At 30.6% G+C, this 26,869-nt stretch carries 23 protein-coding genes; 2 read left to right on the top strand and 21 right to left on the bottom strand.

The features are described from left to right. Nucleotides 1-18: 18 nt before the first annotated feature. Both TD29_RS16025 and TD29_RS16030 read right to left on the bottom strand, forming a co-directional pair. Complete coding sequence (locus tag TD29_RS16025) at nt 19-606, bottom strand: methyltransferase domain-containing protein (protein ID WP_040282128.1); 588 nt, start codon at nt 604-606, stop codon at nt 19-21. Further along, entirely contained in the window at nt 607-1,404 is a 798-nt protein-coding gene (locus TD29_RS16030) for a sulfite exporter TauE/SafE family protein (protein ID WP_040282129.1), read from the bottom strand. A 360-nt stretch (nt 1,405-1,764) separates the two neighbouring features. On the opposite strand from TD29_RS16030, the gene TD29_RS16035 reads away from it, so the two are divergent. Continuing rightward, entirely contained in the window at nt 1,765-2,307 is a 543-nt protein-coding gene (locus tag TD29_RS16035; protein ID WP_040282131.1) for a hypothetical protein, read from the top strand. 16 nt (nt 2,308-2,323) lie between these two features. On the opposite strand, the gene TD29_RS16040 is transcribed toward TD29_RS16035, so the two are convergent. The 8 genes from TD29_RS16040 to TD29_RS16075 form a co-directional block, all read right to left on the bottom strand. Then, entirely contained in the window at nt 2,324-3,334 is a 1,011-nt protein-coding gene (locus TD29_RS16040) for a LacI family DNA-binding transcriptional regulator (protein ID WP_040282132.1), read from the bottom strand. A 609-nt stretch (nt 3,335-3,943) separates the two neighbouring features. After that, entirely contained in the window at nt 3,944-4,357 is a 414-nt protein-coding gene (locus tag TD29_RS16045) for a response regulator (RefSeq protein WP_206539803.1), read from the bottom strand. Between the two features lie 17 nt (nt 4,358-4,374). After that, complete coding sequence (locus TD29_RS16050) at nt 4,375-6,210, bottom strand: PAS domain S-box protein (RefSeq protein ID WP_052467149.1); 1,836 nt, start codon at nt 6,208-6,210, stop codon at nt 4,375-4,377. Further along, complete coding sequence (locus TD29_RS16055) at nt 6,191-6,613, bottom strand: DUF7793 family protein (RefSeq protein WP_040282136.1); 423 nt, start codon at nt 6,611-6,613, stop codon at nt 6,191-6,193. The genes TD29_RS16050 and TD29_RS16055 overlap by 20 nt, the downstream gene beginning before the upstream one ends. After that, a complete protein-coding gene (locus tag TD29_RS16060) occupies nt 6,610-7,038 on the bottom strand; it encodes a hypothetical protein (RefSeq protein ID WP_040282138.1) in 429 nt (142 codons plus the stop codon). The genes TD29_RS16055 and TD29_RS16060 overlap by 4 nt, the downstream gene beginning before the upstream one ends. A 173-nt stretch (nt 7,039-7,211) precedes the next feature. Further along, nucleotides 7,212-10,925: a sigma 54-interacting transcriptional regulator gene (locus tag TD29_RS18790; protein WP_052467150.1), complete on the bottom strand. Its 3,714-nt coding sequence runs from the start codon at nt 10,923-10,925 to the stop codon at nt 7,212-7,214. An 8-nt stretch (nt 10,926-10,933) separates the two neighbouring features. Continuing rightward, nucleotides 10,934-11,302 carry a response regulator gene (locus tag TD29_RS16070; RefSeq protein ID WP_040282140.1) on the bottom strand — a complete coding sequence of 123 codons (369 nt, stop codon included), beginning with the start codon at nt 11,300-11,302 and terminating at the stop codon, nt 10,934-10,936. Nucleotides 11,303-11,388: 86 nt separating this feature from the next. Next, on the bottom strand, nt 11,389-16,803 hold the full coding sequence (locus tag TD29_RS16075) for a PAS domain S-box protein (RefSeq protein WP_040282142.1): 5,415 nt from the start codon (nt 16,801-16,803) through the stop codon (nt 11,389-11,391). Between the two features lie 173 nt (nt 16,804-16,976). Here TD29_RS16075 and TD29_RS18545 point away from each other — a divergent pair, with 173 nt between their 5' ends. Continuing rightward, the gene (locus TD29_RS18545; protein ID WP_161792624.1) at nt 16,977-17,126 is read left to right on the top strand and encodes a hypothetical protein; all 150 of its coding nucleotides are present in this window, start codon (nt 16,977-16,979) and stop codon (nt 17,124-17,126) included. A 191-nt stretch (nt 17,127-17,317) separates the two neighbouring features. Here the strand turns inward: TD29_RS18545 and TD29_RS16080 are convergent, their stop codons facing one another. From TD29_RS16080 to TD29_RS16125, 11 genes are all read right to left on the bottom strand, one after another. Next, the gene (locus tag TD29_RS16080) at nt 17,318-18,148 is read right to left on the bottom strand and encodes a universal stress protein (protein ID WP_040282144.1); all 831 of its coding nucleotides are present in this window, start codon (nt 18,146-18,148) and stop codon (nt 17,318-17,320) included. A gap of 153 nt (nt 18,149-18,301) precedes the next feature. Continuing rightward, nucleotides 18,302-18,691: a hypothetical protein gene (locus TD29_RS16085; protein ID WP_040282147.1), complete on the bottom strand. Its 390-nt coding sequence runs from the start codon at nt 18,689-18,691 to the stop codon at nt 18,302-18,304. Between the two features lie 16 nt (nt 18,692-18,707). Beyond that, nucleotides 18,708-19,127, bottom strand: a complete 420-nt coding sequence (locus TD29_RS16090; protein WP_040282149.1) for a hypothetical protein — start codon at nt 19,125-19,127, stop codon at nt 18,708-18,710. A gap of 11 nt (nt 19,128-19,138) precedes the next feature. Continuing rightward, nucleotides 19,139-19,558, bottom strand: coding sequence for a GreA/GreB family elongation factor (locus TD29_RS16095; protein WP_040282151.1), 420 nt, complete (start codon nt 19,556-19,558; stop codon nt 19,139-19,141). 21 nt (nt 19,559-19,579) lie between these two features. Further along, on the bottom strand, nt 19,580-20,884 hold the full coding sequence (locus TD29_RS16100) for a Glu/Leu/Phe/Val family dehydrogenase (protein WP_040282153.1): 1,305 nt from the start codon (nt 20,882-20,884) through the stop codon (nt 19,580-19,582). A 169-nt stretch (nt 20,885-21,053) separates the two neighbouring features. Next, nucleotides 21,054-21,218: a hypothetical protein gene (locus TD29_RS18550; RefSeq protein ID WP_161792625.1), complete on the bottom strand. Its 165-nt coding sequence runs from the start codon at nt 21,216-21,218 to the stop codon at nt 21,054-21,056. A 186-nt stretch (nt 21,219-21,404) separates the two neighbouring features. Next, nucleotides 21,405-22,733 carry a sigma-54-dependent transcriptional regulator gene (locus TD29_RS16105; RefSeq protein ID WP_040282155.1) on the bottom strand — a complete coding sequence of 443 codons (1,329 nt, stop codon included), beginning with the start codon at nt 22,731-22,733 and terminating at the stop codon, nt 21,405-21,407. 7 nt (nt 22,734-22,740) lie between these two features. Beyond that, entirely contained in the window at nt 22,741-23,832 is a 1,092-nt protein-coding gene (locus TD29_RS16110) for a sensor histidine kinase (RefSeq protein WP_040282157.1), read from the bottom strand. Nucleotide 23,833: 1 nt separating this feature from the next. Then, a complete protein-coding gene (gene nhaA / locus TD29_RS16115) occupies nt 23,834-25,141 on the bottom strand; it encodes a Na+/H+ antiporter NhaA (RefSeq protein ID WP_040282160.1) in 1,308 nt (435 codons plus the stop codon). A gap of 38 nt (nt 25,142-25,179) precedes the next feature. Beyond that, complete coding sequence (locus TD29_RS16120; RefSeq protein ID WP_052467152.1) at nt 25,180-25,671, bottom strand: META domain-containing protein; 492 nt, start codon at nt 25,669-25,671, stop codon at nt 25,180-25,182. A 99-nt stretch (nt 25,672-25,770) separates the two neighbouring features. Next, nucleotides 25,771-26,697 (bottom strand): sterol desaturase family protein, encoded by a 927-nt coding sequence (locus TD29_RS16125; protein WP_040282162.1) that lies wholly within the window; start codon nt 26,695-26,697, stop codon nt 25,771-25,773. Nucleotides 26,698-26,869 lie beyond the last annotated feature (172 nt).

Below are 26,869 nucleotides of genomic sequence, written 5' to 3' on the forward strand. Positions count from 1 at the left end.
CGACCAAGCTTAACAGATTTAAGTTTTGTGATGTAATTTAAAAAACAACTCTTTACCACGTCTGCTCTCTATAGAATTATAGCATTTTTCTAGGATTTGAATCTCAAAAACAGGTTCAAATAAATTTGAATACACAGCCTTATTTCCTCCAAAAGGTGGACCTTGTTTATCTAAAGGCAATATAAACAACACACCAACAAGTGTTCCTTTATTAGCTAATAGCGATTGCATTTTTAACACATATTCATTTCTAAGATTTGGCTGTAAGGCGCAAAAAAAAGTTTGTTCTATTATTAGATCGAACGTTAGATCTAATTCAAAAAAATTACAATGCATTAAATGAGCCTGAGGAAACTGAGGCACTCTTAATTTTAAATTTTGCAATGCTGTAGCAGATAAATCAACGACATATACATTTGTAAATCCGTTATTAAAGAGATATTCAGCTTCATAGGAGTTGCCACCTCCTGGAATTAAAATACGTATCGATTTATTTGTTAATTGATCAATAAAAGTTTTAATGGGAGGAGAAATTTCGCCTAAATCCCAACGATCGTCATTGTTTTTGTATCGATTATCCCAATATGAAGCATCAAGATTTTCCATTTAAGCCAGCTCTTTAAAAAGGATATAAATACCCATGATTAATACAAAAAAGCCAAATCCTTTCTTTAATTTTTTTCCGTCGATAAAATTAGACAGGTAGCTACCTACAAAAATACCAACTACAGATATAGCTGTAAAAGTTAATAGAAACGTCCAATCTATACTTAGGTTTTCTACATCACCAATAAAACCTATTAATGATTTTATGGCTATAATTAAAAGTGATGTTGCCACAGCTTTTTTCATTGGTAATTTGGCAAGTAAAACTAAAGCCGGAATGATTAAAAAGCCACCTCCTGCTCCAACGAGACCTGTTAAAACACCAACAACAAGACCTTCTAACGTAATTAATGGGTAATTAAATGTTACAACTTCGGAAATGTGCTTGGTATTCTTTTTTGTCTTTATCATCGAGATAGATGCTAATAGCATAATGATAGCAAAAAATACCATGATAGCGATATCTTTTGTAAGTGTAAAGTTTCCGAAGGTATATAGCTCATTAGGTATGGCTGGCACTACAAATTTTCTAGTTATATAAACGGCAATGAATGCAGGAATTGCAAACACAAAAGCAGTTTTAAAATCTACTAGACCTTTTTTTATGTTTTGAAACACACCAAAAGCAGAAGACACACCAACTACAAAAAGCGAATATGCTGTAGCTGTCACTGGGTTTATAGCTAATAAATATACCAAAATAGGAACCGTTAAAATAGAGCCTCCTCCTCCAATAAGTCCTAAAACGACACCAATGATGAGTGCTCCAAAATACCCTAAAATTTGCGTGAGATCCATAGTTGTAATTTCCTTCAAAATTAAGACCTTTTTTAAAGGTATTAAGTAACCAAAGTTACATTATATAAAATTGAATTAGGGTATGTATTAACGGAGTTTATGATTAACTTTTTTAATTACAAAAACATGTAATGAATTCACAAAGAAACAGCAAATTATAACCCATGAGAACATCAAACTAATTAGGACAGTATTATAAATAACTAATAAAATGCCTATGCTTTAAACTATATTTATTTTAGAATTTAGTTCTAGCTCACATACTAAGAGTACTATATTAACTTCCTTTTTATTTTAATTTATTAAATTAGTTACGTACAAAGATGTTACGCGTATTTTTATTCTTCATACAGCCTATAAATGACACAACTTACATCAATTTTAGCTCTATTATTTAGTGCATTAGTATTTGCTCAACATACTGAGAATTTTAATACAATAGCGTCTCAAATAAAACCATACACAACAGAACTCGTTGATCTTAAATTTAAAAACGGTAATCAAAAAGAAAAAGGAATACTTAACGTATTTCAAATTGATAATTATCAATACACGTTTCCAACAGGAGTTTTTAAAGAATATTATAAAAGTGGTGAATTATTTACGGAAGCCAATTTTGATGCATTTGGCAACGCTTTGTATTGGAAATGCTATGATAAAGATGGCACTTTAGTGATTGATTCTAAAACAATAAAAATAGATACGAATGCTCAAAACCTTAAGCAATTATTAGATTTGGGTAAATTTATTGAAGTGGTCACCTATGAGAAAGAATTTAGATATTCATATAAACTTTGTAAATGGTATCTATTTTCTGAAGGTCAAAGGTTAAATAACAAAAAAACCGGAAATTGGAAAAAGTATCATGACAATGGCGCTTTAAAAAAGGAAACTGATTTTTAAAATTTCCGAAGAAAAACTATTTTGTTGTCCCTCTTAAAATAAGATTTGCTTTAATCGTTTTAGTAATATTTTTTTGATCAGACGATTTATTATTTAATTTTTCAATAAGCATTTCTACTGATGCTTTACCAATATCTAAAGTATGTTGAGAAACGGTTGACAACTTTGGGTCTGTAAACTGAAGTACATTCTCATCTGAAAACCCAATAACAGACAAGTCTTTTGGGACATTAATATTGAGTTTTATAGCTTTTTGTAATGCAATAACACCTGTTGTATTATCGATACCTACTATGCCATCAATATCTCTATTATTTGTTAATAAAGCCTCGATTTTATTTTCAATAGATTCATCATGAGAAATTGTAATACAACGCGGTTCGGCTGTATATGTTTTGTCTTCGTTAAGAGCTTTTAAATAGCCTTTAACTCTTAATTTACCTACACTTAAATCATCAATACGACTAATTAATACGATGTTTTTTCTACCTTCAGAAAGGAGATGATTTGTAGCTTGGAAAGCAGCACCAGTATCATCAATTATTACTTTATCGCAATCGATATCCTCTGAAACTCTGTCAAATAAAACAATTGGAATATTTTGATTCAAAATAGAATTGATATGGTCTACTTTATTGGCCACTTGAGTTTCTTCGGCAATAGACATGATAAAGCCGTCAACACTTCCGTTAGATAATAATTGTAGACTATCATTTTCTTTAGATTGAAGTTCGTTAGATAAACATGTAATAATTTGATACCCTTGCTTTGCAGCTTCTTGCTCAATTGCAAATAAAGCTTTAGCAAAAAAGTGATTTAAAATATCTGGTATTATAACACCAATAGTATTGGCCTTACTGCTTTTTAAACTAACAGCTAAACGGTTAGGCTTGTAGTTTAAAAACTTGGCCAAAGCCTTAACACGTTCTATCGTATCTGGACTAATTTCTTCGCTATCATGTAAGGCTTTAGAAACCGTTGATATTGAAACGTTAAGTTGTTCTGCTAAGTGTTTTAATGTGACCATTTCTTAAAATAAATAGGGTTTACAATGATTGTTTTATATCACTATTATTTTGATAATTGTTGCATCGCTTTATTACTAGTTTCAATTGGTAATTTACAAGCACCATTTTCACAAACATAAATATAAGTATCCTCTTCAATAAATTTACGTTCTATGATAGATAATTTGCTTTCTGTTGTAGATCTAGCAATTAAAATATTAAGCCAATAGTAATTGTTTAATTCGTTGAGTTTTTATAAAGCATCAATTACAGAAACTACAACTTTATAATATGACTTATAAAAATTCAAATATAATGAAAGCCACTTTATATATGCAGATAGTGTAAAGATTAAACTTTAAATAGTTGGTCCTGTAAATTTTTGAATCTAAAACTGTATGCTTTCTTTGAGACGTTATGCTATCCATGTGTTTTAATAGTTTCCTACTAATCTATATAAATACGACTCACCTATATTTTATTTACAACCTTATAAAAACTACCCTTAATTTACTAAAAGTAAGACCATTAGTCTCTTTTTAGTGTAAACTCATTAATGATGCTGTTGAAGATGGAACTTAATTACTTTTTGTAATAAGAAATACAACCCGATTATATATAACTAACTCTTAACAGGTTCTAAATTTTTCCATCACATTATTAATGGCATAACTAGTTAAAGGTTTATTTATAAAACCAGTACAAGACTTCTCTTGTTTTACTTTTTGCAGATCTATGGGATTTGCTGATGATGAAAGCATATATATTTTTATTGGAATCTCTTTTTTTATATTTAACTTATTAAACTTATCAATAAATTGAAATCCATTCATCAAAGGCATATTGATATCTAAAAAAATAACATCTGGAGCGTTTCGCATGTGACATGATGTAAGGTCTTCTAAATTTTTTAAATAATCAATTGCATCACTTGCGTTAGTAAAAGTAATGATATTAGTAGGCACAGCTTCTTTCTCTATCATTTTTTGATTGATAAATAAATCAATAGCATTATCGTCAATTAATAAGAACTTTAGAGCCACAATAATTGGTTTTATTATTAATAATTTGGCAAATGTATTTCAAAGCAAGTACCAATATTTAATTCACTGCTTACCGAAATTGATCCATCCAAACCATCTACTATATTTTTAACTATGTATAAGCCAATACCATTTCCAGGCGTATTTTCATTATTAGACCTATAGTATAAATCAAATATTTTATCAATACATTTTAAATTAATACCTTTTCCATTATCACGAACTATTATAGAGACGTCGTCTATTTTAGTTTTTACAGTGATGTCAATACATGGTGTATGCGCATCTGTTTGTTTATTAGAGTATTTTATTGCATTATGTATTAAGTTTTGAAATATAGAGTGCATTAATTTTGGTTTTGACGTAAAGACTTTATGATCATCAATACTTATTTTAAAATCAATACACTCAAAATTAGTTGCATTACTTAATGTTTTCAATACATCATTTACAATGTCATTGAAATCTATGGTTTTGTATTCATAATTTTTAGCTAACACCATCGACGCTTCTGATAAATTATTTGACAACACGCGACCACTATCAATAGTTTCACTCAACATATCTATTAAAACTTGAGCTTTTTCTTTGTTTTTTTCTTCTTTTAGTAAATTTAGCAGACCTTGAGCTGAAGCAAATGGCGCTTTTAGGTCATGAGCTGATCGATATAAAAACTGTTCTAAATCTTTAGTTTTTTGTTTTAATTTATTTTGCAACGATTTACGTTTAGAAATGTCATGCATCATAGCACAATAAGATGTTTTTTTATTCACCCTTATACTGCTTAATGCAAACTCTACTGGAAATTCTTCTCCATTTTTTCTAACACATTGTAACTCTATGATATCACTATTTATATTGTTTTTTATTTTTTTTACGGCTTTTACAAACGCTGTGATATTTGATTCTCTATAGCTTAAAGAGGTTAAAATAGTTAGTGGTCGCCCTAATATTTCTGATTCAGAATAGCCAAATGCTAATTTTGCACCTTTATTCCATTCACGAATTTTACCTTTATCATCGGCAACAACTATTATTCCTACATTAATTGATTTATATATTAATCTATATTTAGCTTCTCTATCGCGCTCCTCTTTACTTATACCTTTATAATTTGTAATATCATGAATACAAACAGTTGCTGATGTCAGGCCTCCAAAATCAGTAAAAACAGGAGAGATTATTGATGAAAAGAATAGTTTTCTTCCGTCTTCATCAAAATCAAAAAACTCAAATTGTTTTGAAATTTTGTTTTTAAAAACTTCGTCTACATTCTTTTTAAAAATATCGTAACTATTTGATCCAATATGATCGTATATATAGGTATCTATAAGGTTCTCCTTTTCTTGGTTGCAATAACTTTTATTGGTATTTAATATTTTACCATATTTAGTAATAGAAAACACGTGCATTGGCATATTTTCTAAAAACACATTACTCCTGTAGTCACTTTCTTTAAGCCTAACCTTTTCAGCATGTAATCTTGTAACGTCTTTTGATACAATCACATACATCAAAGTATTATCTTTTTTCATTGGAACAATAATAGTGTCTAATGTAATTGGTTTTCCATTAGATTTTTTTGTAGCCAATATACCAGTCCATTTATGTCCTGCCTTTATAGTTTTCCATAGGTTTTTATAGAGGGCTTCTATATGAATAGGTGATTTTAAAAGATCAAGTGTTTCTCCTAAAAGTTCACTTTCAGTATATTCTAAAGTATCACAAAAAAGAGTATTTACGTATTCTATCCTCCCATAAACATCTATTATTGAGACTATTGAATTATCCTCTATGATACTTAACACATTCTCATTAAGCTTGCTTAATAAATTATATTTTACTGCTTCCATAGTATATGTTTTTAGTTTCTAAACAAAAATTCTTAGCAGGTTCTAAATCATTGAAGACTTTAAATGGTGTAATGGGATCATACAATCGTTTGTAAAATGCAATCAATAATTTTACACCCAGTCTATCGATTAAATATGATTCAGAAATTCTTAATTTGATAAGATCTGGGTTTTTAGCCACTAATTTTGCCGCAGTCATAGAAAACGTACCGCAAGTATCTTTTAAATCTATAAGAAATGGCATCGCTTTACCATCACATAGTGTCGTAATAGCTTTAATATATGACATGACATTATCAATATCTAATTTAAAACTTGGATCATTATTACTAAATTCACAATACAGAATCCCAGTATCATCTGTCCAAAAAATTGCATTTTTAAATCCTATCATTTTGCTCATACTAATCTCTGTTTATTAAAATTTTTATAAACTAAGTGCTCATTATTGCAATAGGCTATTGCTCGATTAAAATCTTTAAAAATCTTTGTTGGACTTATACGATGTCCAATATTGTGATGAAGAGAAAGTAACATTTTTAAACTACTAGAATGAACCAAAAAAACTCGAGGTAAATCTAATGTTCTCATTAGTTTACCATTTGACAGAACATTAAATGTTTTTAAAGAGTTAGAATTATTGATTTCTCCAAAACTGATTAGAATAGGCAAATAACGTCCTTTCGATAAAATAGAAATTGCATTATAAAAGATGTCATCAATATCTACCCATTGATGATTTTTAAAAAAACCAGTATTAAGTTTGCAGCAAATTACATTTTGGTCTATCCAAAACTTAATGCCATCAAATTGAATTACGTTTCTCATAATTTTTTATTACAAAAACCTAAATCAATTGATATGCCAAAGAAGTACAATAGCACAATATAGTACTAAAAATCAAGTAGTTGTGTTTTTATTTTTGATGTTTAAAAAAAAACACTCCACGGTATACCGTGGAGTGTTTAAAAAAAAATATACATTAACGGTATACCGTTAACTTAACTAGGCTTTTTCAAACCTAGTTTATGCATTCTATCACGTAATGTACTTGGTTTTAACTTTAATAATGTAGAAGCGCTATTTTCGCCACTAATTTTCCAATTGCATTGTTCTAACACTTGAAAAATATGGTTACGTTGAATTGTATCTAACGATAAGTCTTTGTTATTAATTGATTTTGTTTTTTGTTTAGACGATTCAAATCCTGGTATAAGCAAAGTTTCGTCAGTTGATAAAATAGCGGCTCTTTCAATTAAATTTTCTAGTTCCCTAATATTACCAGGCCAATCGTAACTTTTAAGTTTATGCATTGCATCATCTGCTATATACTGAATATTTTTACCATAAGCTTTATTAAATTTATGCACAAAATGTTCTACCAATATGGGAATATCATCTTTTCGCTTATTTAAAGGAGGCACCATTACCGGAAACACATTTAGTCTAAAATATAAATCTTCTCTAAATTCCTTCTTTTCTATTGCTTCCTTTAAGTTACGGTTAGTGGCCGCAATTACTCGTACATTTAAATGTTTTGAACTTGTGCCACCAACAACCTCTATTTCACCTTCTTGTAAAAATCTCAATATTTTCGGCTGCATATCTATTGGTAACTCACCAATTTCATCTAAAAACAATGTTCCATTATGTGCCAATTCAAATTTTCCAATTTTATCGCTAAATGCGCCTGTAAAAGATCCTTTTTTATGTCCAAACAATTCACTTTCTAAAAGCTCTCTCGGTATGGCAGAGCAATTAACCTTAATTAACGGCTTTTGATTACGATTGCTTATATTATGAATTGCTCTAGCAAGCAATTCTTTACCTGTTCCAGATTCACCTAGCAATAATACTGTGGCATCAGTTGGTGCTACTTTTTCAATTTCGGTTAAAACATTACTAAATTCCAAACTACCATACACCATTTCTTCATAATTAAATACCAGATCCAATTCATCTCGTAAATAAATATTTTCTTGTTCTAATTGGCTTTTTAATTCGATGATTTCAGTTAATGAATTATTAAGTTCTTGATTTTTTATTACTAATTCATCTTCTGCCAATTTACGCTCTGTACTCTCTACCATTAATGAAACTATACTAGCCATAGAAGTAGCAAATTCTTGCTCATCATGGGTCCAAACTCTTGATGTTACTACCTGTTCAAAACTCAAAATACCATAGTAACCGCTTGTACTATTTATAAATACATCCATTAATGATCTCACTTTAAAAGGCATTAGATAATCATTAAAAGAGTCTCTTGTAATTTCATCGTTATGAGCATCATTGACAATTAACGTCTCATTTAATTGCAATGCTTTAAAATATTTAGGGTGATCACATGCTTTTAATTTTTTTGCAATGGAATGCGTTTCACTTTCCAATTCATACAGTTTTTGACAAAAAAGCACTGTATGGTCATGATTAAACTTCCACACACTAACTCTACCAATATTTAAGGTTTGAGCTGCTAATTCGGTTATTTTATCCAACGATCTATTAAAATCCTGGCCAACAAGATTCGCTAATTCTAAAATAACTTTTTTCTTTTGTTGAGATTTAGCTGCAATATCTTCTAATATTTTTTTTGCTTTTTCTTCTTCGGAAATATCTTTTACCGTAGCAAAAATGGCTATAACATGGCCATTATCATCTTTTATATTCCCAGTTAAAAATGAGGCAATAAATTGTGTGCCATTTTTTCTAGAGAATTCAAATTGAAATGAAGGCGCTTCTCCATTCGCTACTCTTTTAACAATGTCCTGTATTCTAATTAAATCTTCAGGTTTAACAAATGGATATGGCAAATCTAAACCTATTAGCTCTTGCTCTGAATACCCTAGAATTTTACAAAGTGATTCGTTCACTTTTATAATTTCACCTGTTATATCCAACATTAAAAGCCCTTCTTGCATCGACATAACGAGCTTATCATTAAACTCTTTTGCTAATATTAAATCTATTTCAGCTTTTTTACGCTGCGTGATATCTTGTACTGTAGCAAAATTTGCTCTTTTATTACCATTTTCGTCAAATACACTCGAAATATATACCTGTACATGAAAACGATCACCATTTTTACGCATGTATATATTTTCGTAATCTCGCTTATTTTTATTTTGAATAAGTAACTTATAACGTTCATCATTGGCATCACGTAATTCGGGAGGCGAAAAAGGGTACGGTCGCTTTACTCCTATTAGTTCGTTTTCTTTAAAACCTGTCATTTTACAAAATGACGGATTTACACTAATTATCGTAGAATCAAGACTTATGGCATACAACCCTTCATGCATTGATTTTAGGAGATTCGAAGAAAACTCATTAGCCATTTTTAAATCTAACTCTGCTTTTTTACGCTCTGTAATATCTCGAGCAATGGCAACTATCCTCCCATCTTCTCTTAATTTTGAAGATATTTCAACATCTCTAAGCGATTTATCTTTTCTTTTAAACTTACGATTAGAAATTATCGCCTGGCCATTACGTAACTTTTCAAGATTGTCTTGGTTAACAATGATATCACCAATATTAATATCTTGTATTTTTAATTTTACAAATTCTTTTTCTGTATAACCTAAATTTTTATATGCTGCTCTATTAAAATTATACATAGTACCATCTAAAGTATAAGTTACTATTGAATCACTAGCCTGATCAATTAATGCTTTATACGATTCATCTTTCTTTTTGATTTCCTCAATAATAATAGAACGTTCTATTGCAATTTTAGCCAAGTTTACAGCAAAATTCAACTCTTCAATTTCACTTTTGGAAGGCGTGTTTATGGATTTACTATATAACGCAAAAGTACCTAAAACCCTTTTGTTTTTTGACAATATAGGAATAGACCAGCAAGACTTTAATCCGTATTTTAAAGTACTATTCCTATATTTTACCCATAACTTATTGGTACTTATATCTGATACAATTACGGTTTTTTTTGTGAATGCTGCTGTAGGGCAAGATCCTTGATTGTTAGCTATTTCCAGGATTTCACACTCCAAGTTATAGTCTTTAGGTAATGAAGGTGCAGATTTTAAATTAAGATATTTACCATCATGACTTACTAAACTAATAGCGCCAAAATAATCTGGATGAATATACTCATAGTTTAAAAGGAGTTGATCAAAAATTTCATTTAAAGGTGTATTGACCGAGAACATCGCAAGCACCTCATTTTTATCAACTAATAATTTTTCAGCTTTTTTACGTTCAATAACTTCTTTCTCAAGATCTAAATTTTTTTGCTCTAGCTTACTTATTAGACGCGCACTATAAAGATTTAAAACCTCTTCTTTGGATACATTTGAAATGTTGGTAATTTTTTCTTTAGATTTTTCAGTAGATAAAATACGATCAACTATTAAAAGTATATCACTTGGATCTGTAGGCTTTCTTAAAAATTTAGCTGCACCCAATTTTATTGCAAAGTCTTCGTCTGGTTTTTCAATATATGTTGAAGTATAAAATACAAAAGGAATATCCTTATATGATGCGTCCTTTTTACATTCTTGACAAAACATATATCCATCCATAACTGGCATTAAAATATCTGAAATAATCAGGTCTATCTTATTCTTATTTAATTTTTCAAGACCTTCTTTGCCATGTTCTGCTTCAATAACTACATATCCAGCACCTTCAAGGATAACTCTTAGTAAATAAAGGTTTTCAAAAATGTCATCAACTATTAATACGGTTTTCATATTTTCAATTATCCATTATAAATATCTTCCATTTGTTTTATAAAGGTATCTGGATTTATAGGTTTTTCAATATATCCATTAGCTCCAGACTCAATGGCTTTTTGTTTGTCTCCTCCCATTGCATATGAAGTTACTGCAATTATGATGGTACTTTTTGGTAATCTATTATTTCTCAACTTACTACAAGTTTCGTAGCCATCCATGTCTGGTAATTGAATATCTATCAAAATAATTTCAGGATGATTATCATGTGCTAACTTTAACCCGTCTTTTCCATTGTAAGCCGAGAGCACACTAAAATCACTACTAGCAAGTAGAAAAGATAACATATACATATTTTGCTTGTTATCTTCGATTATTAAAATAGTAGGCTTCATGCTTCTGATTATATTCGTTTTAATATCAACATGTGGATTTCTAAATATATTAAAAACTAAATATAGAATATATGTTTTTTATAAATTTATTCTTTTTTCATGTAATCTAATGGTAATTTAAAACTAAAATTACTCCCCTTCCCGATCTCACTTTTTACGCTTATTGTACCTCCTAATTTTTCTACTAAACTTTTACAAATTGCCAATCCAAGACCTGTACCTTCATGTTTTCTACTCAATCCATCTTCAAGTTGTATAAAAGGCATGAATAGCTTAGCAACATCGGCTTTTTTTATACCAATCCCTTGGTCTATTACTTGCGTAGTGAGTACATCATTTTTAATATTAACTTTGACTAATATTGTCCCTTTATCTGAAAACTTAATCGCATTTGACAGCAAATTCAATAAAATTTGTTCTATGCGCCTTTCATCACTTATGATGATGACATCCAAATCAGAAATTTCTGTGCTTATTTTAAGTCCTTTTCTTGAAGCTTGAGGTAAGATAAATTCAATGGTTTTTTCTAATAAGGATAAAAAATTAAATGCATAAAAGGAGACTTTTAATTTACCTGCTTCAATTTTAGATATATCTAGTACATCGTTAATTAAGCCTAATAAATGTTCGCCACTGTTTTTAACCATAGTTAGTTGCTTTCTTTGCTCTTCATTTAATGGTCCTGCTAATTCTTTTAATAATATACCTGTAAACCCAATTATAGAATTCATTGGTGTTCTTAACTCATGCGACATGGTTGCTAAAAAGGCAGACTTCATTAAATCGGCAGATTGTGCCTTAACCTTCTCCTTTTCTAATTCAGAAGTTCTCATATCAATCAGTTCTTCTAGGTTGTTTCTATGGTTTTCTAATTCTGCTTCAACATTTTTCTTTTCGGTTATATCTATCACAGATATCAAAACATGACCTTCATGATTTAATTGAAGTGCTTGTAAGGAAATTGATAAAAACAATTCTTTACCTGTTTGCATTTGATAATTTAATTCAATGTTTGAGACATAACCTTTTTCACTAAATTGACCCCAAAGTTTATCTTCATTATCTAAGTTTTTCTGATTATCAAAATTAAATAAACCTATTTCTTGAGCCGTGTTCCCTAACATATCTTCTCTTGTAAATCCTACAATATTTGCTAAGGTTTCATTTACTTCAACTATCCTTTTTTCTTTATCAAGAATTGCTTTCCCAATCACTTTAGAATTAAAAGCTTTTGAAAATTTTTCCTCATTTTCTTTTAGCGCAATTTCTGCTTTTGTTTTATCTGTAATATCAACTACCGCAAAAAGTGCATGAGTTTCGCCTGCAATTTCAATTTCTTCTAGTGAGGTTAAAAGACTTATTTCTTTTCCGCTTATTAGTTTTCTCGTTATCGTTTCATTATTTAGAAAACCTTCTGCATGAATCTTTTCGGTTATCCATTTTTTTTGCTCAAAATAAGCATCATCTAAGATATCTACTTTGGCCTCTTCAAAAGTTTTACCTATTAAATTCGCGCGATTAGTCTCTAATATTCTAGCTAATGTTTCATTTGCATCAATTCTAACCTCATCTTTATTAACGATAGAATACCCTATTAGATTAGACTGAAAAACTTTAGAAAATTTCTCTTCACTATCCTTAATAAGTTTATCGGCTTCCACACGTTCAGTAACATCCATAATCAACGATAATACAGTTTCCACTTCTCCATCTGAAGTTAACAGTAAAGAGTTATACCATTGACAGTAAATCACTTCTCCTGTTTTTGTATTATTTCGATTAATGATTTTATTACTTTTCACTTTACCGCTTCTTAGCTCTTTAGAAATCTCGTTTGTAGAATCAATATCTTCTTCGTAAACCAAATTTAGGTCGACTAATTGCTTTCCTATAGCCTCAATCTCGTTCCAACCAAATATCTTTTCTGCTTGCGCAGACCAACTGGTAATAAAAAAATCTTTATCCCATTCTACAACCGCCAGTGGAGAATTATTTAAATGAGTAGTAAGGCGTTGGTGTGCCATCCTTATTTCTTCTTCCGCTTTTCTACGAGCTGTAATATCTCTTATAACTCCAATTAAAAATTTTTTACCATTACTATCTATAAATCGTGTTTTTTTTGTTGAAATGGTACGCTTTTTCTTACTACCAAAACTTAATGTCTCTATATTAACGTTTTCAACACCAGTTGATAGCACCTCTTTATCAATATTTAAAAAACGCTCTCTTTCATTGATAGGCACATTACCTGCTAAAGTATTCCCAATAATTGAATCTCTAGTTAAGTTAAATAGCGCACAAAGGGCATCATTTACAAGTATCATCCTGCTGTTTTCATCCTTTACAAAAACTGGATCGCCAATATTATTGATGATATTATTTAAATAGTTTTCACTTTGCTTAATTCTTTCTACAGAGTTTCTTTGTTCTGTAATATCTATACATGTCCCTACATAGCCCTCTAATTCATTTTTAGTATTAAATAGCCCTATAACTTTAACAGAAACCCAAGTTATTTTACCCTTTTTATCTACAAATCTAAATTCAGTAATAAAATCTTTTTCATTATTTACAACCTCCAACCATTCTTTTAACACAAATTCTTTGTCTTGAGGATGTACAGCTTTTGTCCAATTAAGCCCTAAAGATTCTTCAAAAGATAAACCTGTATATTTCATAAATTCTTCATTAACAAAACTACAACCGCCTCTTTTTGTAGTTTTTACAATGGCAACTGGCGCATTAGATGTTAGTTCTCTTAACAACTGTTCGTTTTTCATTAATTTTATGACAGCCTCTTTACGCTCTGTGATATCTAAAAGCGTCCCTATATATCCATTTATATTGTTGTTAGCATCGTACAAACCAACGGCTTTAGCCGAAAGCCAAGTTGTTTTCCCTTGTTTACTAAGAAATCTAAAGTCTGTATTATATTCCTTTCCTTCTAAAAGAGCTTGCTCCCAGATTTTGAGAACTCGTTCTTTATCTTCGGGATGCAGAGCATTAGACCACCCAAAACCTAATGCTTCTTCAAATGTGATTCCAGAATATTTAATCCATTCTTGATTTACATAATTACAAACGCCATCTTTATCTGTTTGAAAAATCCCAACTGGTGCATGTGATGATAACCGTCTAAACAATTGTTCACTGTTTAGTAATTTTTCTTCGGATTCTTTTTGCTCTGTTACATCTACAATTGTACCTATATATCCATAAAACTTATTATTAGAATTATATAGCCTAGTCGTTTTAGCAGACACCCATTTTATTTCTCCTTTTTTATTTCTTAATCTAAAATCTGAAAGTGATTCAAGTTCACTAGATACATTTATTTCCCACTCATCTAGTACTCTATCTCTATCTTCTGGATGAATCGCTTCAGACCAGCCATAACCCATAGAATCCGCATATGTTAACCCAGAGTATTTTATCCATTCTTCATTAACATAATTACAATAACCTTGATCATTTGTTTGATAAATACCTACAGGTGCATTAGAAGACAATCTTCTAAATAATTGTTCGCTAGTTATAAGTTTTTCTTCAGCTACTTTGCGTTCGGTAATATCTAAAAGCATGCCTATATAACCATATAACTCTTGGTTTGCGTCATACAAACCAACTGTTTTAGCAGAAACCCAAGTTACATGATTATCTTTATGAAGAATCCTACAATCTAATTTAAAATTAACTCCAGAAACAATTGATTTTTCCCAAGCATCTAGAACCCGATCTTTATCTTCTGGATGTAAAGTACTAACCCAACCAAATCCTCTAGCCTCATCAAGGGTGAGTCCAGAATATTTCATCCACTCCTCATTAACATAATTACATCCACCGTCTATATCAGTTTGAAAAATTGCTACAGGTGCATTGGCAGATAAGCGTTTAAACACCTCTTCGCTTTTCATTAATTTTTCTTCTGCTTTTTTTGCATCAGTAACATCAATAGCCATACCTATATAACCATATAAATTATTTTGAGCATCATAGGTTCCTACCGTTTTTACAGTCACCCATATAACGTTATTATTGGTATGCAAAAACCTAAACTGAGTCTCGAGCTCTTTCTTTCCAGATATAACATATTTCTCCCATTCTAGCATAATCCTATCCTTATCATCAGGATGAATCGTTGCTGCCCAACCATAACCCATAGCCTCATCAAAAGTAAGATCTGCGTAGGCAGACCAGCTCTCATTAACATAACTACAAGAGCCATTTTTATCAGTTTGAAATATTCCTGCAGGTGCTTTAGAAGTTAAGCGTTTAAACAATTGTTCACTTTCTATTAGTTTATCTTCTGTTGCTTTACGTTTACTAATATCTGAGGCAACTATACCTAGCGCTATTGGTTCATTTGAAATTTTATTTTTAATCAAAAAACCAGACATTTCAATAGGAATTAAAGCTCCTGTTTTGAGATTTTGAAATACTGCTTCTCCATTCCATTTGTTTTTGTTAAACATAGCAGGCATATGCTCACTCGCTACTTTAGACTGGTAGTCTTTAGGAAACACATGACCTATAGAATTTGGCAAGTCCTCATTTGGCTCTAATCCTATTAATTTTCTACCATTAACATTCAAATATGTAGGTATCCCATCCAATGTTGCGAGCCCTACAAAATCGTCACTAGTTTCTATTAAAGACAGTAACTTTTGATTGTTAGTTTCTGTTTCTTTTTTTTCTGTTATATCTGTAAAATATATGGTAATACCTTCTGGTGAAGGGTATATTCTATTTTCAAACCATTTACCTAATGGTTCGTAATAATCTTCAAAATAGAGTGTTTCTTGAGTTTCAAACGCTTTATGATATGCCTTATAAAAAGACTGACCTACTCCTTCTGGAAACTCAGTCCAAATATGTTTTCCTACCAAACTTCTAGGCGTTCTTCCTATGAGCGCTGCTGCTTTTTTATTCACATATGTATAATACCAATCGGTGTCTAGAGATATAAAGCCATCAGAAATATTATTTAAAGTAGTTTTTAATTGTGAGCTCGCTTTATTTTTAGCAATAAGTTCTAGGTACTTCTTTCTATAATTTAATACAGAAAAAATCTCTTTATTTTGAGCTAATTCAGGCGTTGAATTGTCAAAATTTGAATAATCTTGGATAAGCGCTAAATGCGCTATGACGTCATTTTTTGGATTCCTTATACTTGCAAAAAAAATACTTACCGGAAAAAGCTCTCCATTTTTATGTTGATGCAAAGATTCAAACTCTCCATTTAAATTATTTCGTAACACCTTTTTAAAACGCGCACCATATTCGTCATATTTATTGGATGGCCAAAACGGAAATGCAGATTGTAACCCAATTATATCTGCTCTTTGATAACCACACATTTTGCAGGTTGCCTCATTAACCATCAACAATTTACCGTCGGTATTAAAAATTAACACGCCTTCTTCAAAGGACTCCAAATAATCTTGAGAAAAACCATATATAGTATTTAATTGTTCAATTAAAGTTAAATCTGTATGACTCATAATTAAAAATAATGTTTATCTAATTCTATTTTAAATTGTGCCATCACCTAATAAATTAAGCATTTTAATATGGGAACACTGCATATATATGCAGTGACATTAAGGCATCAATAAGCATCTTAGACTATAAAACCTGTAATACGTAGATTATGTGTACCTAACAGTTAAGCGCTATGATATTACAATCAATATCACTAAAGTCATCTTATAATCTTTTTAAAGATAAACTTAAACTTAAAATTTTCTTCGGAAATCTTATAATTTATTCTTTTTTGGCTATTGCATGGAGCGTTAGAATTTCCGAAGTTAAAGAACAACGTTAATTGCAGCGCTTTTTCTAAGCTGCTAATAATTTTAAACAAACCTCTAAACATAGTATTTAATGAGTGTTATGAAAACAAGGATTTAAGTAGAGTACTTCATAAATCTATTTAAAAAAAAAAGGCTAATAGCATAACTATTAACCTATAAATAAGTAGATTTAAATATGGTTTTTAAAACCTAAACATAAATTTTATTGATGAATAGTTAATACGGTGTTTGATCGCATATGCATCATTGTACTAATCACTTTAGATTTTAATAATCCTATTTTTCTAAATACATCTGGTTTTTTATCAACCACACACATCACTGTGTTTTGGTGAGACTGTGCATAATTTTTAAGTTCTCTTGGTGAATTTGCATACTGCCAAGTTATTGGTGTTACAATATGTTTTTTTAAATGCTCTAGCAACACGTTTAAATTAGAATTTACAACTTGTGATAAGGTGTTTTGATTGTCTAACACCAAAATTTCTATTTTAAAATTGGTATTGGTTAGTAATTCACAAAATCTATCAATATCATTAGTATTAATTGTTTGTCTAAAATTTGATGCTATAGTAAGTTGTAATCCATTGCAAATTGATGATTGTGGTGGCACTATTAGTATTGGGCAAGTTCTTATTTGAGCTAGTATATTTTGATTGTTAGTAGACATTGATTTTTCTCCATTACTAGAGAGAATCATCAGGTCGATATTTAGCTTCTCAATGTGAGTTTTTATACTATCTACTAATTTTGCGTATTCTGAAATGACATTAAACTCATGTTTTGTATTGTTATATGTAATTGTACATCGTTCAACTAATTGGCCTAATTGTTTTATTGAGGCTTGCTTTGGTTTTTCAAACCAATCTTCATCTGCTTGAAGCATCTCTATTGCATTGAAACCTGAAATATCAAAGGCATACGTATGAAGAAAATAAAACTCACAATGGTCATTTTTAAAAAGTTCGATGACATAATCTATGGTTTGATTACTTGTTTCTGAAAAATCTGTTGGTATTAAAATCGTCTTCATATGTAATTATTTTAAAGTATTAATAATTTTATTTATAACCGTGAAAGCATTCACTTTCACGGTTATTACTACTCAAAACCAACAAAAATCAACTTGATTACTAACCAATCACAGTTTTGAATAACTTTCTTCTAGATGTTGTATTTTCAAATGTTATTTACGATGATATTTCCGAAGCAAAACATAAAACTGATGTTTAAGTATATTATAGTCTTCTATTACTTTTAAATAGCTGTCTCGTTTTTGCTCGTGGAGTTTTGATCGTGTTACATCGTACTCAATTTTCCCATATTCTTGTTCTACTTTTAGTGCTTGCTCATACTTACATAAAGCTGCCATATTTAGAATATTTTTTCTGCGTACGGCTTGTATTGTTCCTGATAGAGACGACTGCTTAATGAGTTGCTTTTCTATGATTTTGAAATGATCTAGTTCATTATTAAAATGTTCTAAAACACCAATCCAATACTTTACTTCTTTTACATCTTTTTGTAGGCAAAGCCTTCTATGCATTTCAATTTTGTAGCTTATTTCTGTTTTCAAATATGATGCGTTTGGACTAATTAAATTTTACAAGCGAAAATTGGCCTTGCACTTTATTAAAAAACTCATCTTTTAGTCTGCGATACTTATCTAAATGATACAAATAACTTCTACGATAGGATTCATGCTCTGTGATATAAACCATGTCGCATTGCGTGTCTTCACACTCACTAATATTGGTTCGTGACGCAGCATATTTTGTAAGTGCATTAAATAGGTTTTCGTTTTCTACCTCTCTCTTTTGAAATCGTACATAAACACTATCATTGTCTAATTTTTTATTTAAATCTTCATTACATAAATTGATAAGATTTGTAAGTTCTTTTCTAATGTATTTTACATGATTTATCCAGTTATCTAGCTCAATTGTATTAATTTTATGTGTGACATCTACATCATTATCATGATCATATATTTTGGTATTTAAACTTGTCATGTATTTACGTTTTATATTACTAAATCAATCCCTTTTACACTTTTTTCTCGGCTTACATCTGCAATTTTTATCACATGGTTTCCACCAGGAAAATCCCATTCTAGACGATCTCCTTTGGAATAACCTATCAAAGCAGATCCCATTGGAGTGAGCACAGAAATTTTATGCTCTCTAGAGCTTTTTTCAATAGGAATTACAAGCTGGATCGTTTTTTTTAATCCATTTTCAAATTCAATATTAACGACACTACCAAAGCGTATAACATCCTCTGGCATTTGATCATTATCAACTATATGAGCAGTTTTTAGCTCATTAGATAGTTTAATAAGCGACTTTTGTACCACTTGATCTTTTGCGTATCCCGAAATATTAAGCAGTCGTTTTAAATACACATACTCTTTCTTTTCTAAAATTAAACTTCCGTATTTCATCTCTAATCGTCTTTAAATTTATCAAGGGAAAATCCCTCTTTGTATGTAGGCTTTTTCAATACGCTGTATGGCAATACAAAATGCTGCTGTACGTAAATCAACGCCTTCATTTAATGCATAATCGTAAACCTTATTAAAAGATTCTTTCATCTTTTTATCAAGTTTAGCCATGACTTCATCTAATTGCCAAATCTCTCCATTTCGATTTTGTAACCATTCAAAATAACTTCCTACAACACCACCTGAGTTGCAAAGAATGTCTGGAATTATTGTTATCCCTCGTTCTAACAAAATTTTCTCACCTTCTACATTTGTTGGTCCGTTGGCTCCTTCGGCAATAAGTGTTGCTTTTATTTTTGCAGCATTATCTTTAGTAATTTGGTTACCTAAAGCTGCAGGAATACAGATATCACAATCTAAAGTGAAAAATATATTTTTATCGACCGCGTTACTATTTGGAAAATCTACAATACTACCATCATTGATTTTGATATACTTAAAAAGGTCTTCTACAGTAATGCCTTTAGGGTTATGAATACTTCCAAAAGCATCTTGAACACCAACTAATTTTGCGCCATCTTTTTCTAAAAAATGTGCTACCCAATAGCCAACATTACCAAAACCTTGAACTATAAATGTTTTGTCTTTTAAGCTGGTTTCATTTTTATCTGCCCAAAATTTAATTGATAAATACACACCATAACCTGTTGCTCTATCACGACCTTCTAAACCACCACTGCCATCTGGCTTACCTGTGACTACATGTTGATTTGCTGTACGTTCTGCAGGCGGACGTGTGCTCATATATGTATCTGCAATCCAAGCCATGGTCTGGCTGCTTGTATTTACATCTGGAGCAGGAATATCATGCTCTGGACCAATATTGTCGGCTAAGGCGAAAGTAAATCGTCGTGTAATTCGTTCTAATTCAGATAGTGAATATTTAGAAGGATCAATTTTAATACCTCCTTTTCCTCCACCATATGGTAAACCTGCTAAGGACGTTTTCCAGGTCATCCACATTGCCAATGCTCTAGCTGCATCAATATCTACTGTTGGATGATAGCGCAAACCACCTTTATAAGGACCTAATGCATTGTTATGTTGCACACGGTAACCTTGAAAAATTTCTACGTCACCATTATCCATTTTTACTGGAAAATTTACTATAATTTCATTATTGGTGATACTTAAAATTTTTCTAATGTTAGGATGTAAATTAATTTGACCTGCAGCACTATTAAACTGCTCCATAACGTTATCCATCATACCTCTTACAGGTACTTTTTTGGTTACTTTTTTCAAATTTGCTGTTGCTATTGTCATTATATTATATTTACTATTTAAAATATCTATTTGTTATTGATCTTTCGTTATACTTATCTGTTAAGTATTTATGTCTACAAGCTTTCGTATTTGATTTATTGTCTATTGAATTACGAGTTGCCTTTGCTGATTTTAATGCGTTAAAAATCATAATCTTCTTTTTTAATTTTTATACTAATTCAAGTTCGCGTTTAGGTTGTTCTTCAGGTTGTGCATACACTTGTTGGGTTGCTATGTCATCAAATTCACTACAAGACCAAACCTTTTCTTTTTGTTCTGTTAATACGCACGAGTTGCAATGCATACAACTCGAACAAATATTAAAGTGATTCATACTTTATGATATTATTGTTATCACATACCAATTGGCAATGCTTGTGCCAAATAAAATACCACAAAGCACTAAATACACGAAAACCCTTATAAATAAAGGGTTTTAATTAATAACGAATAAAAAATGTGAAATGACAGACTGAGACAAAATTACCCAGTTGGGTAAAAATGTTTCAGTAATTAAGGATTATTCTAAAAGTTTTTGCCGAATGGTTTTTCTATCTATTTGAAGAATTTCTGCAGCTTTCGTCTTGTTGTTTCCTGTTGCTCTAAGTACCTTTTCTATGTATTGTTTTTCGATGACTTTTAAAGGTTGTAACGTTTCCGAAGTTGACTTTAAACTATATTTTAAATGATCGGGTAAATGAGAAACCTCAATTATTTTATCACACATTATTACAGCGCGTTGTATGATATTTTCTAATTCTCTAATGTTTCCTGGCCAATCATAGCGTTCTAAAATTTTAAGAGCATCTGGTGTGATTTTTACAAACCTATCCTTATACTCTACACCATATTTAAACAAAAATTTATCAACCAATAAGGTAATATCATCTTTTCGTTCGCGCAATGGTGCAATTTCAATTTCTACAACCGTAAGCCTATAATACAAATCTTCTCTAAAGGTTTGTTTTGAAATCATATCTTTCAAATCACTATTGGTAGCAGCTATAATTCTAACATCAATTTTCTCTGCTTTTGTAGCACCAACTTTAACCACTTCTTTTTCTTGTAATACACGTAACAAGCGCGATTGCACAGTAAGCGATGCGTTTCCAATTTCATCTAAAAAAATAGTTCCACCATGTGCAGCTTGAAATAAGCCTTCTCTATTGGTTTCGGCTCCTGTAAATGCTCCTTTTATATAACCAAACAATTCTGCTTCTAATAAATTTTCAGGAATTGCGCCACAGTTTACAGCAATAAAAGGTGCTCTAGAAAATTTACCTTGGTAATGAATTGCTCTAGCCACAAGTTCTTTACCGGTACCGCTTTCTCCTTTAATATAAATAGTGGCTTTATTATTTTTTACGCGTTCAATTACCTGAATTACCTTGTTTATTTTTTCAGAATGACCAATAATTTCTCCGTAAGCTTTATTTTTTTCTTCGGAAATTTTAGGTGTAATAGACCTCTGATCTTGAGAAGTCATTATAGAAGCATCTAGCGCAGTTTTTAGTTCATCTTTAGTGAAAGGCTTAGTTAAATAATCAACAGCTCCAGATTTAATAGCTGCCAATGAGTCTTGAACCGAAGGATAACCAGTAACGACCAATTTAGGTAAATTTGGATAGTGCTCAGACACAAATTTAATAAGTTCAGAGCCATCAATATCTGGCATTTTTAAATCGGTAATTAATAAATCAATTGTTGTATCTTTTAAAATAACAACGGCTTCTTTAACAGAAATTGCTTTAAAAACATGAAAATTCCATGATTGTAAATGACGTTGCAGCAACTCTAATATGTTTACATCATCATCAACTATAAGTATGTTTTCTTTGCGTAATTGCATATTGTATTTATTCTTTAGGAAGCATTACTGTAAAAATAGCACCTTTATTTTTATTGTTCTCTGCAGAAATCTTGCCTTTATGGGACGCTACAATACCATGAACCACACTTAATCCCAAACCAGCTCCATCACCAATTGGTTTAGTGGTAAAAAACGGTTGAAATATTTTATCTAAATCTTCTATCTGAAACCCTATACCTTCATCAGATATTTTTAGAACAATATCCCTTTTAGTTTGATAGGCTGTAACCGTAACCAAACCATATACTGGAGAAAAATAGATTGCATTTATTAATAAGTTAAAAATAATTTGTGTGAGCTGTATTGGATCGGCCTTTAACAACAATATGTCATCTTCAATTTTTACAACATATTTTACCTGCTCTTTTCTAAACGTAGCATCTAATAAATCTATTGCATTTTTAATATGAGGCACGAGATTAACACGCGTCATTTCTTGTGGCATTTCACAAGCAAAGAACATTAATTTTTTTACAACTTCTCTTGAGAAGATGGCATTTTCAATAATTTTATCGAGATCTCTTGTTGTAGAGTTCTTTGCATCTAATTGATCTTTTAACAACTCTGCAAAACCTAATATATTTGCTAAAGGTGTATTAAGTTCATGAGCAATTCCGGCAGTGATTTCTCCTAAAATACTCAAACGATCTGCACGTTCCATTTGACGTTTTAATGAGGTTTCGCTATTTTGTATTTCAATACGCTCTAGCAAGCTTCCAACTTTTAGCGCTACACTATTTAATAATAATTGCTCTTCGTTTAAAAAATCTTGTTCACTAAATTTTGGAGTTCTTAAATGGGCTTCAATTTTACCATTAGGAACATTAAACAGGCAAATTTCTGAAGTAATAAAAACCGTATCATTTTGTAATGAACTTGTTTTAATATTTAAGGTTTGGGTGGTTATAATAATCTCTGTGTCATCTCCAAATTGAAATGCTTTTTTTAAACTAAACGCTATAGCTGTTAGAGTATCTTCTATATAATCTGCATCTGCATTTACAATTATGGATGATACGTCATAAAGGCACGTTAGTTCTTTTATACGTTCGCGTAAGGCTTTATCTGTAATACTCATTCTATACTGGTAGTTTAGTGTTAGTTCCCATTCGTAAAATAATATAACCAATTATTGCTGAAATGAATGAACCTATAAGAATCCCTATTTTAGCTGAATCAATATACTCTGGAGTTGAAGCAAAGGCCAAACTGGCAATAAATATAGCCATCGTAAAACCTATACCTGCTAAAAAAGAAACGCCTACAATTTGTTTAAAACTAATATCATTTGGTATGGTGATTAATTTTAATTTTTTAGTAAGCAGCACTAAAGATGTGATTCCTATGCCTTTTCCTAAAATTAAGCAAATAACTATATTAATGACTAATGCAGTGTCTAATTCAACCGAACTATCAATTAAAACTCCTGCGTTGGCAAGCGCAAAAATTGGAATAATAAAATAAGCTACCCAACCATGTAAGTTATGCTCTAAATGCTGTAAAGGTGATTGAAATTTAGAAGACCAATCTTCTAAATTATCAATATGTTGAATCTGTTCTGTTGACAAAATTGGCTTTTTAAGGATACTAGCATTTTTGATATCGTCATATACATTTTCTAATTGTTCTAAAAATGTAGATGTGTCTATTTTTTGCCTAATTGGCACTGAAAATGCCAGTAATATTCCTGCAACAGTTGGATGGATCCCTGATTTTAAAAATAAAAACCAAATGACAATTCCGAAGAAAAATAATACAAATCTCGAGTAAAATCCTTTAAATGACATAAAATATAAAACTGCTAATAGTATCAAAGCCATAACTAATAAGGTCATATTAATGGTACCACTGTAAAACATAGCAATAACCAAAACTGCACCAATATCATCTACAATGGCAAAAGCTGTTAAAAATACTTTGAGACTTAGTGGCACTCGTTTGCCTAACAGATTTAATATCGCTAAAGAAAACGCTATATCTGTAGCCATTGGGATTCCCCAACCTTTGGTAGTTTCAGGATTTTGATTAAGTACTAAAAAGAAAATTACAGGTACTAACATTCCTCCTAAAGCTCCAACTAAAGGAAATGCAATTTTTCGGGCAGAATTGAGCTCACCAATTAATAATTCTCTTTTAATTTCTAAACCAATTAAAAAGAAAAATATAGCCATTAAACCATCATTAATCCAAAGAATTAAAGGCTTTTTAAACTCAAAAGTTTTGGTTACAATCCCAATATCATATTGCCAGATTTCTCTATAAATATCTCCATAAGGCGAATTCGCCCAAACTAATGCAATAATCGTCGTTAGCATGAGTAGAATACCACTAAAACTTTCAATTTTTACAAATTTTTGAAATGGAGTAAGAAATACTTTTTTTATCATTATGGTTGGTTTATATTTTTATAACTAAATTTTATTATTTATTGCGAATAAACAGCTTTAAAAACGGCTAATGGTGCTCGTTTACCCTTATTTAGAGATAGCACGCCTCCTTTAATTGAATAATTATCTGCAAGTTCAAAAACTTGCAAAACCGCTGTTTCATTAATACTAGCATCTGGACACATCATTCTAGTTGATGCCATTTTTGAGAATGAAATACGATTACCCTCTGTTATAGTGTAATTTCCCATAAAAGTATTACATCCAGAAAAACCGTTGACACGATTACCATCAGGCTGCAATATAAAATGAATAGCTTTATCGTTAATTTCAGGATTTGTAATCTCTACGCCTTTTAGAGCTGTAATTACCCATTTGGTATTTTCTATTAATATCTCTTCGGAAATATGAGATGCTTTATACTTGGTTTCAGTCTCATCATTAGTTTGATCTGAATTCTTTTTTTTATCAGTATTGCAACTCATGAAAGTCATCATGAATATGGAAAGCATTGTAATTTGAATCTTCATAGTTTGACATCTAATTTGTGTATTCAAATTTAATATTACTTACTATAATAGTCGAAAATTAATCCCTAAAGTATTGTTATAATAGTGCGTGAGGTTGTGTCATTTCGAGCTTTTAGCCTGCTGTTCTCGCCTTATTTGCTTTATTGTTAAAGTACTACCATCATGGCTCCAACCAGGAGGACCAAAAACATACATGAATTTGTGAGACCAATTTCTAGATTTTTTCATATCCTCCCAAATATTTTTATATTCATGGGTTAGTATGATAAAAATATTATAAGAGTTTGGAGGTGTAGACACGCCATATTCTATTTCTATAGATTCATCGAGTTCTTTCCAAGTGCCAAAAATTCTATCAAAAATATTGAGAAAACCACCATGATTTTTATCCATGTATTCAATATTTCTGGCGTGGTGAACTTGATGCATGGTATGTGTATTTAGGATTTTTTCAATAAAGCCCATTTTTTTAATATACTGTGTATGAAGTTGAAATTGCCATAATGCTTCAATACCTAAACAAACAACTAACATTTCTGGAGGAAAACCAATAATGACAATCCAAACATAGAAAAAGGGTTTATAAAAAATTGTGAACCAACCGTTTCTTACAGCAGTTCCTAAATTAAAATTATCTGAAGAGTGATGCACAATGTGCGCTGCCCAAAGAAATCTTACCATATGGTTTTGGCGATGAAACCAATAATATGTAAAATCATCTAAAAGCATGCAAATCACCCAAATATACCATGCATAACCAAAAGATTCCCAACCCATAATGTTTGTACGAACACCATTAACCATTGGGTTAAATATATCATAAGCAAAATTGAGTATAAAAATGACTGAGACGGTTTTTATAAGCGCTCCAAGAATAACAGAACCAACACCAAGAGATACGCTAGATATTAAATCTTTCCATTTATAAAGATGCTTATCATCATACACCTTACTATAAGTTAATTCTAATGCAATAAATCCTAAAAAACAAGGAATACCGTATACTAAAGGGTTTGTAAAATCCATTTACTATTTATAAAATTTGAGATGAGAAAAAGTTATTTGGAGGATAACTTTAGTAATGACGACAAAAAAATAATTTATTAAAAATTAAAATGTGTGCGTATTATTTTTTGTAAATATACATGATAGCTTTTATAATTAAGCATGTACATAGTATTACTTCCCAATACAAAAA

It is taken from the genome of Psychroserpens damuponensis (genome assembly GCF_000826655.1).
GTDB classification, from domain to species: domain Bacteria; phylum Bacteroidota; class Bacteroidia; order Flavobacteriales; family Flavobacteriaceae; genus Psychroserpens; species Psychroserpens damuponensis.